This is a genomic window from Roseibium sp. MMSF_3247 (genome assembly GCF_030733765.1).
Lineage (GTDB): Bacteria > Pseudomonadota > Alphaproteobacteria > Rhizobiales > Stappiaceae > Roseibium.
This window is the reverse complement of the sequence record NZ_JASHII010000006.1, coordinates 199,991-216,624: the sequence shown is the minus strand read 5'-3', so window position 1 is coordinate 216,624 and position 16,634 is coordinate 199,991. Positions and strand designations below refer to the sequence as shown.

Annotated in this window: 18 protein-coding genes; 11 read left to right on the top strand and 7 right to left on the bottom strand. The window is 56.9% G+C overall.

What is annotated here, in order from left to right; all coding sequences use genetic code 11:
- Window positions 1-39 precede the first annotated feature (39 nt).
- From argH to RBB44_RS19780, 4 genes are all read left to right on the top strand, one after another.
- Window positions 40-1,425 (top strand): argininosuccinate lyase, encoded by a 1,386-nt coding sequence (argH, locus tag RBB44_RS19795; protein ID WP_306149200.1) that lies wholly within the window; start codon window positions 40-42, stop codon window positions 1,423-1,425.
- A gap of 102 nt (window positions 1,426-1,527) precedes the next feature.
- Window positions 1,528-1,752, top strand: a complete 225-nt coding sequence (locus RBB44_RS19790; protein ID WP_306149201.1) for a hypothetical protein — start codon at window positions 1,528-1,530, stop codon at window positions 1,750-1,752.
- Window positions 1,753-1,800: 48 nt separating this feature from the next.
- Complete coding sequence (gene lysA, locus RBB44_RS19785; protein WP_306149202.1) at window positions 1,801-3,075, top strand: diaminopimelate decarboxylase; 1,275 nt, start codon at window positions 1,801-1,803, stop codon at window positions 3,073-3,075.
- Window positions 3,076-3,213: 138 nt separating this feature from the next.
- Window positions 3,214-5,805, top strand: a complete 2,592-nt coding sequence (locus tag RBB44_RS19780; RefSeq protein ID WP_306156143.1) for a TIGR02302 family protein — start codon at window positions 3,214-3,216, stop codon at window positions 5,803-5,805.
- Window positions 5,806-5,882: 77 nt separating this feature from the next.
- Here RBB44_RS19780 and RBB44_RS19775 read toward each other — a convergent pair whose 3' ends face one another.
- From RBB44_RS19775 to RBB44_RS19765, 3 genes are read right to left on the bottom strand one after another with little or no spacing between them, the layout of a single operon-like run.
- Window positions 5,883-6,278 carry a response regulator gene (locus tag RBB44_RS19775; protein ID WP_008196491.1) on the bottom strand — a complete coding sequence of 132 codons (396 nt, stop codon included), beginning with the start codon at window positions 6,276-6,278 and terminating at the stop codon, window positions 5,883-5,885.
- A 2-nt stretch (window positions 6,279-6,280) separates the two neighbouring features.
- Entirely contained in the window at window positions 6,281-6,841 is a 561-nt protein-coding gene (gene hpt / locus RBB44_RS19770; protein WP_306149204.1) for a hypoxanthine phosphoribosyltransferase, read from the bottom strand.
- A gap of 2 nt (window positions 6,842-6,843) precedes the next feature.
- Window positions 6,844-7,797: a zinc-ribbon domain-containing protein gene (locus RBB44_RS19765; protein ID WP_306149205.1), complete on the bottom strand. Its 954-nt coding sequence runs from the start codon at window positions 7,795-7,797 to the stop codon at window positions 6,844-6,846.
- Window positions 7,798-7,993: 196 nt separating this feature from the next.
- Between RBB44_RS19765 and ftsE the strand changes: the two genes are divergently transcribed.
- From ftsE to RBB44_RS19745, 4 genes are read left to right on the top strand one after another with little or no spacing between them, the layout of a single operon-like run.
- Complete coding sequence (gene ftsE, locus RBB44_RS19760) at window positions 7,994-8,653, top strand: cell division ATP-binding protein FtsE (RefSeq protein WP_133952781.1); 660 nt, start codon at window positions 7,994-7,996, stop codon at window positions 8,651-8,653.
- Between the two features lie 7 nt (window positions 8,654-8,660).
- Entirely contained in the window at window positions 8,661-9,701 is a 1,041-nt protein-coding gene (locus tag RBB44_RS19755; protein WP_306149206.1) for an ABC transporter permease, read from the top strand.
- Between the two features lie 53 nt (window positions 9,702-9,754).
- A complete protein-coding gene (locus tag RBB44_RS19750; RefSeq protein ID WP_306149207.1) occupies window positions 9,755-10,486 on the top strand; it encodes a YdcF family protein in 732 nt (243 codons plus the stop codon).
- Between the two features lie 55 nt (window positions 10,487-10,541).
- Complete coding sequence (locus RBB44_RS19745; RefSeq protein ID WP_306149209.1) at window positions 10,542-11,309, top strand: 1-acyl-sn-glycerol-3-phosphate acyltransferase; 768 nt, start codon at window positions 10,542-10,544, stop codon at window positions 11,307-11,309.
- Between the two features lie 2 nt (window positions 11,310-11,311).
- Here RBB44_RS19745 and RBB44_RS19740 read toward each other — a convergent pair whose 3' ends face one another.
- The gene (locus RBB44_RS19740; protein ID WP_306149210.1) at window positions 11,312-11,842 is read right to left on the bottom strand and encodes a gamma-glutamylcyclotransferase; all 531 of its coding nucleotides are present in this window, start codon (window positions 11,840-11,842) and stop codon (window positions 11,312-11,314) included.
- Between the two features lie 126 nt (window positions 11,843-11,968).
- Here RBB44_RS19740 and RBB44_RS19735 point away from each other — a divergent pair, with 126 nt between their 5' ends.
- The gene (locus RBB44_RS19735) at window positions 11,969-13,018 is read left to right on the top strand and encodes a DUF2125 domain-containing protein (RefSeq protein WP_306149211.1); all 1,050 of its coding nucleotides are present in this window, start codon (window positions 11,969-11,971) and stop codon (window positions 13,016-13,018) included.
- Between the two features lie 10 nt (window positions 13,019-13,028).
- Here the strand turns inward: RBB44_RS19735 and RBB44_RS19730 are convergent, their stop codons facing one another.
- The gene (locus RBB44_RS19730) at window positions 13,029-13,490 is read right to left on the bottom strand and encodes a GNAT family N-acetyltransferase (RefSeq protein ID WP_133952787.1); all 462 of its coding nucleotides are present in this window, start codon (window positions 13,488-13,490) and stop codon (window positions 13,029-13,031) included.
- Between the two features lie 301 nt (window positions 13,491-13,791).
- Between RBB44_RS19730 and RBB44_RS19725 the strand changes: the two genes are divergently transcribed.
- Both RBB44_RS19725 and RBB44_RS19720 read left to right on the top strand, forming a co-directional pair.
- Window positions 13,792-14,676 (top strand): CoA ester lyase, encoded by an 885-nt coding sequence (locus RBB44_RS19725; RefSeq protein WP_209176427.1) that lies wholly within the window; start codon window positions 13,792-13,794, stop codon window positions 14,674-14,676.
- A 19-nt stretch (window positions 14,677-14,695) separates the two neighbouring features.
- Window positions 14,696-14,899, top strand: coding sequence for a DUF1737 domain-containing protein (locus RBB44_RS19720; protein ID WP_133952789.1), 204 nt, complete (start codon window positions 14,696-14,698; stop codon window positions 14,897-14,899).
- Here RBB44_RS19720 and RBB44_RS19715 read toward each other — a convergent pair.
- Together RBB44_RS19715 and RBB44_RS19710 are read right to left on the bottom strand one after the other, a co-directional pair.
- Complete coding sequence (locus tag RBB44_RS19715; protein ID WP_306149212.1) at window positions 14,893-15,900, bottom strand: ATP-grasp domain-containing protein; 1,008 nt, start codon at window positions 15,898-15,900, stop codon at window positions 14,893-14,895. The genes RBB44_RS19720 and RBB44_RS19715 overlap by 7 nt on opposite strands.
- A 28-nt stretch (window positions 15,901-15,928) precedes the next feature.
- Window positions 15,929-16,567, bottom strand: coding sequence for an outer-membrane lipoprotein carrier protein LolA (locus tag RBB44_RS19710; protein WP_306149213.1), 639 nt, complete (start codon window positions 16,565-16,567; stop codon window positions 15,929-15,931).
- Between the last annotated feature and the right edge of the window lie 67 nt (window positions 16,568-16,634).

The window sequence follows — 16,634 nt, the reverse complement described above, 5'->3', positions numbered from 1 at the left end:
GTTCACACCTCGCAAGGGGCGCCTTTCAAAGGACAGGACATGAGCAATCGCATGTGGGGAGGCCGGTTCGCTGAGGGACCGGACGCCATCATGGAGGAAATCAACGCCTCCATCGACTACGACAAGAAGCTATATAAGCAAGACATTGATGGCTCAAAAGCCCATGTGCGCATGCTCGCGGAAAAAGACATTGTGACGCGGGACGATGCCGACAAGATCGTTCAAGGTCTAGACACAATCCTGTCAGAGATCGAAAACGGCGCGTTCAAGTTTTCGCGGGGCTTGGAAGATATTCATATGAATATCGAAGCCCGTTTGGCGGAGCTGATTGGTCCGGCGGCCGGCCGTTTGCACACGGCACGCTCGCGCAACGACCAGGTTGCCACCGATTTCCGGCTTTGGGTCCGCCACACGCTTGACACGCTTGACGCTCAGCTGACGGAACTGATGCAGGTTTTGGCCGAAAAGGCGGAGATCCACGCCGGTGACGTCATGCCCGGGTTCACGCACCTGCAATCTGCTCAACCGGTCACTTTTGGTCATCATCTGCTGGCTTATGTCGAGATGTTCGCCAGGGATCGCGGCCGTGTCCGGGATGCGCGAAAGCGCATGAACGAATGCCCTCTCGGATCCGCTGCTCTTGCTGGAACGTCCTTTCCGATCGACCGGAAAATGACGGCCGAAGCGCTTGGTTTCGATCGTCCGACCGCAAACTCGCTTGATGCTGTTTCCGATCGGGACTTTGTCATTGAAGCACTGAGCGCAGCGTCCCTGACAGCCATGCATTTGTCGCGGCTGGCGGAAGAAATCGTAGTTTGGTGCTCGGCTCAGTTCGGCTTCGTGAAGCTGTCCGACAAGTTCTCGACCGGCTCTTCGATCATGCCGCAGAAGAAGAACCCGGATGCCGCCGAACTGGTGCGCGCCAAGACCGGCCGGATCTATGGGTCATTGCAGGCGCTTCTCGTTATGATGAAGGGTCTTCCGTTGGCTTATTCCAAGGACATGCAGGAAGATAAGGAACAGGCTTTTGACGGGCTTGCCAGCATCTCCCTCGCTCTGGCGGCAATGACCGGCATGATGCGCGATCTGGAACCAGTTACGAAGGCCATGAAAAGGGCCGCCGGCTCCGGTTATTCCACGGCAACCGATCTGGCGGACTGGCTCGTGCGGGTTCTGGGTCTGCCGTTCCGGGACGCCCACCATGTGACCGGCGCGATTGTTGCGATTGCGGTCAGCAAAGGCATCGAACTGCATAAGGTTTCTTTGGAAGAGATGCAGGGTGTTGAACCGAAGATCACCCAAGAGGTCTTTTCGGTACTGTCGGTCGACAAGTCGGTCCGCAGCCGGGTGAGCTATGGCGGCACATCGCCGGTGAATGTGCGCAAACAGGCGCGCCGCTGGCTGAAAGATCTGGCCAAGGGCTGAACCCTCTCTCCATTTGCCGCATGACAGCCAAGACTGGTCTTGCCCAATCGGGTCTGTCATGCGAGGAGAAAGCAACAGGAACTCTCCGCCAAAAGGGCTGTAATGGTGACCACGCGCCGCATGATGACTTTCGCGATGACAGGACTATGTCTTGGTCTGCTGCTCACCGGTTGCGGCCGAAAAGCGGCCTTGGACACGCCCACGGCCGCCGCACAGCCGAGTGCGGCGAAGGTTCAAGCTGAAACGCAAGGCGTTTATACGCCTGAACAACCGGCACCGACGGCAAGCTCCGGTGGCTTTATTCTCGATCCGTTGATCGGCAACTGACAGTCATCACAGACACTTAGTGAACACAAATCTGCATGAGTAAAACCCTTGCATCATTTTGATTATAAAGGCGGTGTCCTGTTCGCAGAGGACGTGGCCATCGAGGAAATCGCCCGGGAAGTCGGAACGCCGTTCTACGTCTATTCGACGGCGACACTGACCCGGCACTATGAGGTGTTTTCGTCAGCCTTTGCCGACATCCCGTCGCTCGTCTGCTATGCGATGAAAGCCAACTCCAATCAGGCGGTTCTGGCAACACTGGCCCAATTGGGCGCAGGAATGGACGTTGTATCGGAAGGTGAACTGCGCAGGGCGCGGGCAGCAGGTGTTCCGGCGAACAAGATCGTGTTCTCAGGCATCGGTAAGACGGAAACCGAGCAGGCCTATGCGCTGACCGAGGACATCCTCTGTTTCAACGTGGAATCCGAGCCTGAATTGCATCAGCTCTCCCGCGTCGCGACCCAGATGGGCAAGACAGCCCGGGTCTCCATGCGCATCAACCCTGATGTGGATGCAAAGACCCACGCGAAGATTGCGACCGGCAAGGCGGAAAACAAATTCGGCATCCCATGGCAGCGCGCCCGCGAGGTTTACGCAACTGCTGCAAGCCTGCCGGGCCTGAAGGTCACCGGCATCGACATGCACATCGGTTCGCAGATCACCGAGCTTGAGCCATTTGACAGCGCTTTTGCGCGTTTGGGCGAGTTGATCACGGATCTGCGTGGCCAGGGCCATGCCATCGACCATGTCGATCTTGGTGGCGGATTGGGCATTCCATATGTCACCGACAACGACCCACCACCGCATCCGGATGCCTATGCGGAAGTCGTGAAGAAGCACGTCCGCGAACTTGACTGCAAGGTGATGTTTGAGCCGGGCCGTATGATCGCGGGCAATGCCGGGATCCTTGTCACACAGGTCATCTATGTGAAGGAAGGTGCCGACAAGAACTTCGTTATTGTCGATGCAGGCATGAATGACCTGATCCGGCCGACCCTTTACGAAGCCTATCACGAGGTCCGCCCGGTTTCGGAGCCGGATGTGGATGCTGATCGATTCACGGCAGATGTTGTCGGTCCGGTCTGTGAAACCGGCGATTTTCTGGCCCAGAACCGGGATATACCCAAGGTAAATGCCGGTGACATGCTGGCTGTCTATTCTGCAGGGGCTTATGGATCGGTGCAGTCGAGCACATACAATTCACGCCTTTTGGTGCCGGAAGTGCTCGTAAACGCTGATCAATTCGCGGTCATACGTCCGCGACCGAGCTACGAAGAACTGCTCGATCTCGACAAAATTCCCGATTGGCTCAAGACTTCTTGACATAATTCTCCGGCAATTAGTTGTTTCAGCAACTTGCCGGAGCGCCCCTGATGCCTCACTCTTATAAGGGTGGACAAAAGCTAGGAGCAGCAGGACGCTATCCGGCGGCCTTGCTTCTGTGAGCATCTGGAGGTGCCTTTGCACACCAATGACGACAAGCCGGATCCCATCCGGAACGAGTCCGTGGAACATGCTGGCTGGCCTGCCCTGATCCGGTCACGGCTGAACCGTCTTGTTCGGCACAGCACATGGGCGCTGTTTGCCGAGCGTTGCTGGCGGGCCCTGTTCCCTCTGTTGATCGTCGTTGTTTTGTTTGTCGGTGTCTCTTGGCTTGGACTATGGCTGGTCCTGCCGGTCTGGATGGGGCCGATTGGTGTTGTCCTGTTCCTGGGGGCCGCCATTTGGGTGTCCCGTGATCTGTTTAAGATCTCCTGGCCGACCCGCGGCGAAGCTTTGACCCGGGTTGAACAATCCTCTGAATATGGTCACCGACCGCTGACCACGCTTGAGGATGAACTGTCAGTCGGTGCCGGCGATCGCCAGAGTGAAGCAATCTGGATGCTGCATCAGCGGCGCACGGCACAGGCGCTGGCCGACATCCGCTCCAAAGGCCCGCAGCCCAAAGCCTACCGCCGTGACCCTCTCGCCATTCGCGTTGTCGCGGTGTGCCTTGTTCTGATAGGCTTTTTTGCAGCCGGGCCGCAATTGAATGAACGCTTGGGGTCTGCGTTCCGCAATCCGTTTACGACCGTTGAACCGCCCAGCCGCTTGGATGCCTGGGTGACGCCGCCGCTCTATACCAGCGAGCCACCAATCTATCTGACTGGTGAAAGCGCGCAGTTGAGAGAGCCGGGCGCCCCTATCTCGGTCCCGGAAGGCTCTGTTCTCGTTGTTCGCACACAAGGTGCGAAAGAGCTTGTAATGACCTTCTCGGAAGGGGCTGAGGGCGAACCTGAAGTCATTGATCCCGCAACGGATGGGCCTCAGTCGAGTGCGCAGGCGGGGATGCTGCTTCCAGAAGAACGCCGGTTGACGCTTGAGACGACCGGTATTGTCGATCTGAAGTCTGGTAACGATCCGTTCCTCACCTTTGTCTTTGCCGTCCGCCCGGATGATGCTCCGGTTATCCGCCTGACGGACGACCCGGAAGAGCAGTTGAGCGGGGCGCTGAAGTTTTCTTATCTCGTCAACGACGACTACGGCGTCGTTTCGGCCGAAGCCCGTATCACGCCGTTGCCGGATCCCAACCGGGTTGACGGTCATGTGCCGCGCCCGTTGGTGGATGCCCCTATTTTTCCGCTTTCCCTGCCTCCGCAGGCTGGGACTGCGAAAACAGGCGAAACAATCAGGGATCTGACATCTCACCCCTGGGCCGGGTCTGAAGTGGATTTGAACCTTCTGGCGCGTGATCAGGCCGGACAAGAAGGCATCTCACCACACTACCGGATCACGTTGCCGCAACGCCGGTTCAGCAAACCGCTTGCGCGTGCAGTTGTGGAACAGCGGCGCAATCTGGCTCTGGATGCGCAAAACCATCCGACGGTAATCACGTCGTTTGACGCCCTGATGCTGGCCCCGGATGTCTTCGACGTCCAGGCGCGCACCTATCTCGGAATGGACTTCGCCTATCGCCAATTGATCAAGGCGAATACGGAAGAAGAGCTCAAAGCGCTTCTGCCGTTGTTGTGGGATCTGGCGCTGTCCATCGAGGACGGCGATCTTTCGATGGCAGAGCGGAAGCTGCGCGAGGCACAGGAGGCGTTGCGCAAGGCGTTGGAAGAAGGGGCGAGTGACGAGGAAATCGCGCGGCTTACCCAGGAACTGCGTCAGGCGCTGAGCGAGTATATGCAAGCGCTCGCCGAACAAATGCAGCGCAATCCGCAAGCCATGCAGCCCTTCAACGGTGACCAGCAGTCCCTCAGCCAGCAGGACTTGAGCGAGATGCTGGACCGCATTGAAGAACTCGCCCGCACCGGGTCACGGGATGCTGCCCGTGAACTTTTGGCTCAAATGCAGCAAATGCTGGAAAATCTGCAGGCCGGTCGGCCGCAGATGATGCCAAACAACATGTCCAGCGAAATGATGGAGATGCTCAATGAGCTTGGCGAGATGATCCAACGCCAGCAGCAGCTCATGGACGACACCCATCAGTTCAATCAGGACCAGCAGCAACAGCGTCAGGGTGAGCGCCAGCCCGGTCAGCAGGGTCAGCAACAACAAGGGCAGCAGCAACAGCTCACGCAAGAGCAACTACAGCAGATGCTGGATCAGCTTCAGCAGGGCCAGGGCGAATTGGCTCAAAAGCTCCAGGAACTCATGGAGCAGATGAACCAGAATGGCATGGGTCAGAACCAGGCGCTCGGTGAGGCGGGTGAATCCATGGGACAAGCCCAGGAGTCGCTCGGCGAAGGTCAGGGACAACAAGCGCTCGGTCAGCAGGGTGATGCGCTGGATGCTTTGCGGCGCGGCGCGCAAGGCATGACGGAACAAATGATGGGCCAGGGCGAAGGAGCTGGAAATCCAAGCGGACCGTCGCCGATGGACGAGGATCCGCTCGGCCGTCCGCGCCGAACCGAGGGGCCTGACTTCAATAATCGTGTTCAGATCCCTGACGAGATTGATGTTCAGCGGGCCCGGCGGATTCTCGAAGAACTGCGCCGGCGGTTCTCAGATCCCTCCCGCCCGCAGCTTGAGCTGGAATACCTTGAGCGCCTGTTGAAGCGGTACTGACTTGAGTTCGGTATATAGTAAAGCACAAAAAACCCCGCTCCTGGCGGGGTTTTTTATTCGATCACTGCTGTAAACGTTTAGGCGTAACGGCGGTTCGCCTGTGGCTGCACACCCGAGATTGCACCACGAACCGCAGCGCGAATATCTGCAAGAGAAAACGGCTTTGTGACCACGTCATGCACGAGAGCATCGAGCCCGCTGGCGCGCTCCCGCTGGTCTGCAAAGCCTGTCATCAGGAGAATTGGGAGGTTTGGGTAGTCTCGCGCTGTGTGAAGCGCCAATGCGATCCCATCCATCACAGGCATTTTGATGTCGGAAAGGAGCAGGTCGTAGCTGCCCTTTTCTCTGGTCAGGATCTCCACAGCTTCGCCGCCGTCCTCCGCCGGGTCCACAGTGTGGCCGTCGAGTTCCAGCGCTCTTTTCACGAAGCTGCGCACTGCTTCATCATCTTCTGTAAGAAGAATGCGAGCCATGCTCACTCTCCCGTCTTGTCGTCCGTTGCCTCCGCCTCTGGCGGAATCACGTAACCAATGAAGGGCAATTGCCTCCAGGCGTGCCCCATATCCATACCGTATCCGACGACAAACTTATCAGGACAGGTAAAGCCAACGTAATCAGCAGATATGGCAGCTTTGCGGCGCTCAGGCTTGTCCAGCAAGGCTGCGATCTGTACCGATTTGGCGCCCCGATTGATCAATCGATCTTTCGCAAACGCCAGTGTCCGGCCGGATTCCAGGATATCATCCACGAGAATTATGTCCCGGCCGTTAACGTCACTTTCGACATCGCGCAATATGCGGATGTCCTGGCTTTCGGTGCCAGCTCCATAAGAAGATAGATGGATGAACTCCATCTCTGGTTCAAGACCCACACGGTGCATGGCGCGCACCAAATCGGCTGCGAAGATAAAACTTCCCTTCAAAACGGCGACCACCAGCAAGCGGTCCGGATCGGCTTTGGTGATCTCCCCCGCGAGCGAGGCGACCCGCTCTGCAATGGTGTCTTCGTCATAAAGCGTGAAAATGTTGGCTGTCATGGTCACTCGAGAACAATATTGCGCTGGTCGCGATCTACGAACCGCACCTGAATGTCGGAAGCCCCGTCCGGCGGATCCGCCAAAATGGTTCTGAACCGGGTTTCATCAAGGGCGTTCAGGTTTTTGGTTCGGGGTTCGACGGTCCAGGCATAAACCTCCTGAAAGTCTGCGCTTCGTATGGACAACCGGACCGCGGGGACGCTGTTTCTTTCTTTCTGTAGGTTTCGAATGGAGCCTTCTACTACAAGAACACGCCGCCCGTCTTCTACTTCCATAAATGTTCTGAGATTTCTGAATTCCAATCCGCGCAAGTTCACATCCAGGCCGACCATGCTGTACAGGCTCGCAAGGTCCGGGGATTGTTTGACCAACGTATCGCGCATCAAAACCAGCATTACAGTCATGGCAAGCGCTCCGCCGAGCAGCAATACGCCCCCAATACGGCGGTAGTTCCGCCGCAAGAGCCAATCAATGATTGCGCCAATTCTGTTTGTCCGGAACTTGTCCGGATTGACTATGATCTTGGGCCGCTTTGCCAGCGTCTCGATATCTGCGGATTTGGGATCGGCGTCTGGTGCCGCTTCTGCGGCTGATTTTTGAGAGCTGGCCTCAGCCTTGGACGGCGATGTGTCCTTTTTCGGTGGCTTGACGTCCGCAACCGGCCCTGGGTCGTCCTCTGCGGCAAAGTCATCCTGATCGTCTACGCCAGCATCAGCATCGGCGGCCCAATCTTCTTCGTCCTTGGCGGTGTCTGTTTTCTTGTCAGCCGCCGGTTTGCCGGGGCTATCGTCTTCCGCGGCATCCGCTTCGAATGCGGCCGTGTCCTTGTCTTCATCTTTGGGAGACACGAACCACCGGTTGCCGCACTTGGCGCATTTCACACTGCGACCTTCTGGCCCAAGGGCTTCAGGTTTAATTCCGTAGGAGGTATTGCAGTCCGGACAGGTGATCTTCATCTGAGAAGACCTTTCGCCATGGCATCTTCAAACTGTGTCACAGTGTAATCGATCAGCGTGGATTCCGGCATGAAATATTGGACAACGGCCAGTGCGTTCGATCACGGACTTTCCACCGCATAGTGGACCTTTATATGTTTAATGCTTCGTTAACGGCGCGCGGTTAGCGTGCAGCCCATCAACAGGAGTCGCGGGCGTGATCCGTTTCGAAAATGTCGGATTAAGATATGGCATGGGTCCGGAGATCCTGCAGGACCTCACATTTCAGATCGAGCCGCAATCCTTTCAGTTTTTGACCGGGCCGTCAGGTGCCGGGAAAACAAGTTTGATCAGGCTGCTGTTCATGTCCTTGCGCCCGACGCGCGGGCTGATCAACGTGTTTGGCCGCGACATGAGTGTGATCAGCAAGCAGGAACTGCCAGCCCTCCGGCGCAAGGTTGGGGTAGTGTTTCAGGACTTCCGCTTGCTGGATCATCTGACGACTTACGAAAATGTTGCCTTGCCACTTCGGGTCGCCGGAAAGGACGAAGCTGAATATCGCTCCGATGTGATCGACCTGCTGAAATGGGTTGGGCTTGGCGACAGAATGCATGTTTTACCGCCAGTCTTGTCCGGCGGAGAGAAGCAGCGCGCCGCGATTGCCCGCGCTTTGATCACCCGTCCGGAAGTCCTGCTGGCGGATGAGCCGACCGGCAACGTTGACCCGCCCCTTGCCCGGCGTCTATTGCGCCTTTTTATCGAACTCAACAAACTTGGAACGTCCGTTGTCATTGCAACGCATGATATTGCACTCTTGGAACAGGTGGATGCCCGGCGGATGGTTCTTGCCGAGGGTCGCCTTACCATTTTCGATTAGGCTGGCAATGGCAGGGTCCAAAAACCAAGACGGCAAAAAAGCTCCGGAAATCTCAGTCCGGCCGCAGCGGAAGACGGGCCGGCCCAAGAAACCTGCCCGTAAGCCCGCGCCGAAATCGAAATCGGCCCCAAAAGGCGATGCCGCAAAACTCCGTCCATCCGCAGCGATTGTACCACCGCAGTCGGTGGCAGGGCGCGCGCTGACGCTCGTTGTTGCGATTATGAGTTTCCTCGCTTGCCTGACGGTTGGTGCGGTATCGATCGTCTGGGATGCCGCCGACGCGTGGCAAAACGATCTCGTGCGCGAGATCACGATCCAGATCCGCCCGACAGAAGGCGTCGATATGCTGCGCGAGATCGACAAGGCTGTTGCGCTTGCACAAGAGTTCTCCGGAATTGATAGCGTGCGCGCGCTTTCAGATTCCGAAACAAAGGCACTCTTGGAGCCGTGGCTTGGCGATGGTCTGCAGCTCGACGGCTTGCCGGTGCCGCGGCTTATTCAGATTACCATTGCAGATCCATCCCTTTTGAATCTTGAGCAACTCCGGGCGACCATCCGCCAGAATGTGACGGGCGCGAGCGTAGATGACCATTCGGTCTGGACATCCAGACTATCTGCGATGGCTGGAACAGTCGTTGCTGGTGGATTTGCGATCATGCTTCTTGTCTTGGGATCCATGGTCCTCAGTGTTGTCTTTGCAACGCAGGCAGCGATGGCTGGAAACAAGGACGTTGTCTCCGTGCTCCATTTTGTCGGCGCAGAAGACACCTTCATTGCCCGGGAATTCCAGCGGCACTTCCTTGTGCTGGGCCTAAAGGGTGGCGTTTCGGGCGGCCTGGCGTCGATCGCTTGCTTTGTGCTTTTGGATATGATGACCCGCCAGGGAACTGGACAGGCTGGTTCCGACCAGCTCTCCGCCCTATTTGGGACAGTATCTGTGAGTCTGCCGGGCTACTTTGGCGTCTTTGGTGTTGTGTTTCTGGTCGCCGTGCTGACGGCATTGACATCCGGTCTCGCGGTGAAGGCACATTTGGCAAAAGTGGATTGATTTTTGCATGAAAATGCCGCGAAATTGGCCGAATCATCTTCTACGGTCTCCTTATGACACAGGCAGATCCCGCGATTGATGCGGGCGGCAAAAACGGGACAACCCTGCCGGTCACCCGGCTCGACCCTGGCGGACATGCGCCGGGGAGTTCCGCTTCTTGCGCCTCTGTGACGGAAGATGCACGGGAAAAACGACGTTTCGCTTTGCGAACGTTTCTTGTGGCGTGTGTCACCGTTTTCGTCGTTGGAACAACGATCCAATTTGCGAACTTTGCCAACAGGGTCTCAACGGCAACCGTTCCTTTGAGCCCGCAGGCTGATGCGATCGTGGTTTTGACCGGTGGTCAGGAACGTGTCAGCGAGGCCGTCCGATTGCTCGAGGAAGGCCATGCCGGACGCCTTCTCATTTCGGGCGTGCATCCTGGAACTACGCGGAAACAGATTGCTGTCGTCACCGCATCTGCGAAACCGCTGGAAGAAGGCAGCGTGGAGCTGGACCGGGTTGCGTTGAACACGGCTGGCAACGCGACCGAGACTGCAAACTGGGTTCGCAAGAACGGGTTTGATTCTCTCCTTGTGGTCACAAGCGCGTATCATTTGCCACGCGCAACTGCAGAACTGTCCGGTGCGCTGCCCGATGTGACGCTGATCGGCTACCCGGTCTTTGCAAAGGATCTTCAACTTGAGGCCTGGCACACCAAGCCCGCCACGATCCGTCTTCTCATCCGCGAATATGTGAAGTATACCGTCGCACGACTTCGTATTGCCGTGCGCAGCATGAGCTGAGCTCTTATCTGCGGCGTTTCAGCGGCAGTTGATCCTTGCAAGCTTCACAGGTCCCATGCTCGTACTGCGCTCAACGGTTTTTCAGATCCTGTTCTACTCAGTCACGCTGATTCAGATGCTGTTGTATCTGCCGGTTCTCCTGTTGCCCCGCAAATGGGGCTGGTGGATCCCGCATGTCTGGTCCAAATCGTTGATCCTTCTGATGAAATATGTGGCGGGACTCAATGTGGAGATCCGCGGCCGGGAAAACCTGCCGAGTGTTGGTTACATCGCGGCGATGAAACACCAGTCCGCATGGGAAACCGTGGGTCTTATTCCGTTGTTTCCAAGGCCGGCATTCATCCTGAAGCGTGAACTCAACTGGCTGCCTTTCTTCGGCTGGTACACAATGAAGTTCGATCAGATCCCGATCAATCGCGGCAAACGCTCCGAAGCACTCGCTGCTATGATGGAAGCCGCGAAGGAAAAGATTGCAGATAAACGCCAGATTCTGATTTTCCCGGAAGGCACGCGCCGTCCCGCCGGTGCGGAGCCCAAATACAAGTTCGGGATTGCGCATCTTTACAAGAACCTGGAGTGCCCTGTTGTCCCTATCGCGCATAACGCGGGCGTTTATTGGCCGCGGGCATCCTTCATGGTTCACCCTGGAACGGTCATTGTCGAGATCTTGCCGCCAATCCTGCCGGGTTTGGAAGCGCAAGAGCTCTACGACACAATGATCGAAAAGATCGAAACCGCCAGCAATCGCCTGATCGAGGAAGCCCGCTCCGCCGATAACCCGTCGCCGGTTTTGAAAAACATTCCAGCCTCGACAGGTGCCTGACCCTAACGTTTCGTGACAGTTTTTAACTGTTCGGCGAGCCAAGTCAGCCCGGTATCGGTGATCTGCATCTCATCGAGGTGAGCCGCCGTGTTGATGACGTACTCCGGGTTCGGTCCGGATTTCCCGACGGCGCCGTTGACGATTTCGAGCTGTTTCTCCAGGGGCAAGGCACCTGCATATTGCGGATGGTCATGATCGACCATGTAAACCAGGGCTTCCACCTTCCGGCCACTGTCCAGAGAGATGTTGTGCCAGTGCTCCTTGTAGACCATGGTCGTTTGCTCGCGGGCGCGAAGGTATTCGAGCGTTGTCGGCCAGTTCTCCGTTGCGACCTGATAGGCCATGCCCCGACAGGTGCCGCCATTGTCGAGTCCGAAGACAAGCCCAGGCCGGGCTTCAGTGCCCCGGTGGACCCACGAATAAACGCATAAGGACCGATGGGCGCCGTGCAGAAGGGCAGGTTCGGCATGCAAGTGGTCAAATCCCGGGTTCCACATCAATGACCCGTAGCCAAACACCCAAAAATCGCTCATATCATCCTGTCTCTTCGCTGCCGCCCGGTCTCAAGCCATGTGGTTACGGACATGCCGGGATACCAAGCGTTGCCGGTCGTTTCAATGCTGCCGCGATTTGTTTGATGTCTGAAGGAGAATTCATTCGTGTCTTCTGATACTGCCGCCGGAAAAACACCAAGCAAACGTAAGTACCTTGTTCTGATCGGGGTCATCGTCATCGTGGTTGCCGGTTGGTCCGGAGCCTGGGCTTACGGACGCACTGTTCTGGCCGATCAGCTGGACATGCAATTCGGCCGCTTCTCCGAGCAAGGCACAGAAGTCACGTGCACTGACCTGACAATTGGCGGCTATCCATGGCGCTACGAGATTCGCTGTGATGATCTGAAGTCACGTGATTTGTCCGGCAGCGAAGGTGCCATGGGCGGTCTGACCGCAGTCGCACTGGTCTACAATCCCTGGCATGTCATTCTGGAGGCCGCAACACCGGCAGCCGTGTCTTTGCCCTTGGCAGGTGTTTCCGGTGATTTGACCTGGGAAACAGCTCGAGCCAGCGCCAGATACTCCACCGAAGCGCTCGGTAAGGTCGATGTCGTTGTTACCAAGCCGGCTTTGAGAGTTCAAAACCCTGCCGCCGAAGCACGAGTCGTGTCCGAAAAGGCTGAATTTCATTTGCGTCCATCGCCAGAGACGACCGGTGCAGTCGATGGGTTTTTCTCCATTGATGGCTTGATGGTGGAACAGCTGCCGTCCCTGACCAATCCGGTGGATGCACGGATGCATCTACAGGTCCTCAATGGCGCACCGTTGTTGTCTGGTGCCGACCTGCGCTCGCTTGTGCTGGCAAATGGCGGCGAATTGCCAGTGCGATTGGTCCTGGCTGAAGTTGCGCTAGGCGCGAGCCGTTTTGGCGGCAGGGGCGATCTGACTGTGGACGGGGCCGGGGCTTTGTCCGGCACATTGACGCTTACCCTCGTTCAACCCGGCGACATGCTGAACTCCATCCGGCCACTCTTTCCGCCGAACAGCAATGAATTCAGCATTGTAGAAAGCCTGCTATCCAGTCTTCAACCGACTGGAACGGACCATCACGGTGATCCCGCGATTGAGATACCGCTTTTGATCGACAACGGTCTGATGCGAATGGGATTTGTCACGCTTGGCCGGATCCCACCCCTGTTTCAGGCGGGATCCTGAGGCCGATGGATCAGTCGCCGGCAATCCGGTCGATCGGAATGACGTAGCTTTTGCGGTGATCTGGTTCTGCGATCTTTTCATAAAGTGCGACCGCAGGCGTATTCTTACCCGGAACTATCCAGCGTAAGTGCAGCCAGCCACGGCTTTGACCTTCACTCACCAGTGTTTCGATGAGTTTCCGGCCAATACCCTGATTGCGATGGTCCGGGTGGACATAAATATCGTCCAGCTGGCCGATCCGGAGGCCTGTGATCAGTTCCGGCAAGTCGAAATAGACTGCAAACCCGATCAGCGCATCGCCGTTGAACGCGCCAAGTACCTCTGCGGTTTTGTCGCCGAGGATCCGTTCGGCATAGAACTCATCAGGCCGGCGCGGTGCGCCGCGCTTCAAGGCCTGCGCATTTTCGGCAATGAGCGGGGCAAGCTGATGGGCGTCATCCAGCCCGAGAGCCTTGATTTCCGTCTTGCTCATGAAATCTCCGGAGATAAGGAACAGAAGAGACGCCCAACATGTCCAAAAGGCGTTCGGTGATCAAGGACTTGAATCAAAATAGCCTGATGGTCGTTTATTTTTCCGGAAATCATGATTTCATCTGCCCAAATCAAGGGGGCGAAAGGAAGGTTTCAATTCGGAGCCCACGCTCTGGCCGCTCAATCTGCCCTTTCAGAAATCCGCGCCGGGTACCGCTGCGGAGTGAGCCAAAAGGCGAGTGGATTCCACTGATCGTTGCCGTTAGCGTGCTGCGCAGCAACAAGAACCACGGACGCCTTTCATGAGTGAGACTTTCAAGCCCCGCCGCTCCGCCCTGTACATGCCGGGGTCCAATGCCCGCGCGCTCGAAAAAGCGAAAACCCTTGATGTGGACTGCCTGCTTCTGGATCTCGAAGATGCAGTGGCGCCAGATGCAAAAGAAACAGCGCGTCAGCAGATCGTGACTGCGGTCTCGGAAGGCGGATATGGCGAGCGGGAAGTGGTCATCCGGATCAATGGTCTGGACACTGTCTGGGGCGATGACGATCTGAAGGCTGCCGTCAAAGCAAATCCGGATGCGATCCTCGTTCCCAAGGTGAATGGCCCGGCTGATCTGCAAAAAGTCGCGCATCTTTTGTCGATGCATGGCGCGTCGAGCTCAATCCAGCTTTGGGCGATGATGGAAACGCCAGAAGCCATGCTCAATGCCGGTGCGATTGGCGCCTGCGGGCGGGATCCGGAAGTCCGCCTGTCCTGCTTTGTCATGGGCACCAATGATCTGGCCAAGGAAACACGCGCGCGGTTGGCGCCGGGCCGGGCGGTCATGATGCCGTGGCTGATGACCTGTGTCGCGGCTGCGCGGGCTGGTGGCATCGACATCCTAGATGGCGTCTACAACGCATTCCAGGACGAGGAAGGCTTTGCAGCAGAATGTGCGCAGGGCGCTGAAATGGGCATGGACGGAAAAACCCTGATCCATCCGAAACAGATCGGGTCTTGCCACGCGGCGTTCAGCCCGACTGAGGACGAAGTGGCCTGGGCGCGCAAAATCAACGAGATATTCGATCTTCCTGAAAATGCATCGAAAGGCGCAATTCAGGTGGACGGAAAGATGGTCGAACGGCTACATGCGGACATGGGCAAGCGGGTGATTGCGATTGCAGACGCCATTGCGGCCCGCTCGTAGACAATTCAGAGAGTACCGCATGAAACTTTATCGCTTCATCACCAATGTCGACAGCAGCGAGTTCTGCCACCGGGTCACCGAAGCGCTCAACAAGGGCTGGGAACTCAGCGGGTCCCCGTCCTTGACCTATGACGCGACCAAGGGTGAAACCATCTGCGGTCAGGCTGTCACGAAAGAAGTCGACGGCGAGTATTCCCGGGACATCAAGCTCGGCGACTACTGAGGGCTTTTGCCTGTGAGCGCGTCGAGGACGCGCTCATAAACCCTTGTTACCTTCGCAAGTTCTTCCGCGCCTTGGGCGGCATATCGGTTGAGCCCGGGCGCTACATTGACCTCCAGAACCGCGTAACGGCTTCCAGTCTTTTCAGGGTTTTCTGCGATCAAGTCGATGCCTGCATAGCGCAAACCAAGGCTACCGCAGATCGAAACTGCGGTCTCTTTCAGATCATCCGCAACGCTGTTCGTGATATCCTTGGCTTTTGCTCCGGCGGACAAATTCTTATTCGGCAAAAGCTCGACTATCTGGCCTTTGTCCGGAATGGACGCGGGGCCAAGACCTTGCCGTGTGATTTCAGGTTCAACACGCGGATCGCGGAAATTCAGGCCGGCGACACCGATGGCAAGTTGTTCGACGGTCCGTTTGCCGTCTCCTTCCACCTGAACTGGTTGGCGGTCCAGTGCCAGTAAAACCTTTCCATCCAGAACCATGATCCTGAGATCTGCACCTTCGACGGCTTTTTGGATGAGAAGTGAAGAATGCCGCATTAGGAGATCGGTCAGGGTGCGCTGAAGGTCTGCCTGTTTGTCCAGGCGCACCACATCCTCTCCCTCCTGTCCGCTGTTCGGTTTGACAAAAACCGGATATCCGACAGTTACAGCGAACTGCAGTGCGTCCTCGGCCGAGTGCATCTTCTCGGCAATCCCGGGCTTTTGAACCCGCAGGCTTGCCAAGACGTCAGAGCCATGAACGAGGATGCTATCCGGGACAGTGAAGCCGTCCCGTTCCAAAAAGCCGAGTGTGTAAGCCTTGTCGTCTGCGATTTCGGCAGCGCCGAGCGGGTTGAGATCGAAGTGGGTTCCGCGAAAGAAGCGGCGGCGTCCGTCGGCAAGCTCTATATAGCCCGCCTGCCCTGATCCTTCGTCACAAATGAGCGACAAGCCATGCCGGTCGCAGTAGTCGGCAAAGATCCTGCGGACCAAAGGAAGGGACGGCGTTTTATCCATTGTCCTATAGGACTGCGCTTTGTTCGAGTTACTGGCGTGAATTTGCCAGGTAGTCGATCTTGAAAAGATCCGGATTGGTCGGACCGTTCGAGACAACATTATAGACGGCTACCGACGTATCGTATCCCTGCTGATCAGTCACGGTCCATTGCTTGAGCGCATAGTCTTTTGCGTCAAAGATCAGGGTCAGGGTTCCGGAGTTGAACTTGGTCTTGTCGAAAATCGTCACTGTGACGAGATCTTCTTCCACGAGCACATTCGTCACGTTGGTGTCTTGTTGGAGATCAATGGAATCAGACAGAAGAAAGCGCAACGGCGTTTGTCCAAGCGGCCAGATATCCTGCGTGTTCAGCTTGCGGTCCCGCACCGATACCGACTTGCCGTCGGCCACAATGTCCAGAACGGAAGGCTTGTTGTAATAGAACCGGACCTTGCCGGGGCGCGCCATATAGAACTTCCCATCCGACTGGCTCCCGTCCGGACCAAACTGGATGAAGTCGCCGTGCATGGTCTTCACGGAGTTGAAATACGCGTTCAGATCCTGAAGGGTCTGCTGCTCCTGATCGCTCAAGGCCAGAGCCGGCAGGGTCATGGCAGCGGCCATTGCCAGAGCGACGACCGGCCGGATTGTTGACTTGGCGATGCGGGAAACGAAGCGAGTCAGCATGATTCAAAGTCCTAATCTGGTGCTAGGTTCAACCGTTTCATCTTAACTAGGAAGTGTCTATGGCAAA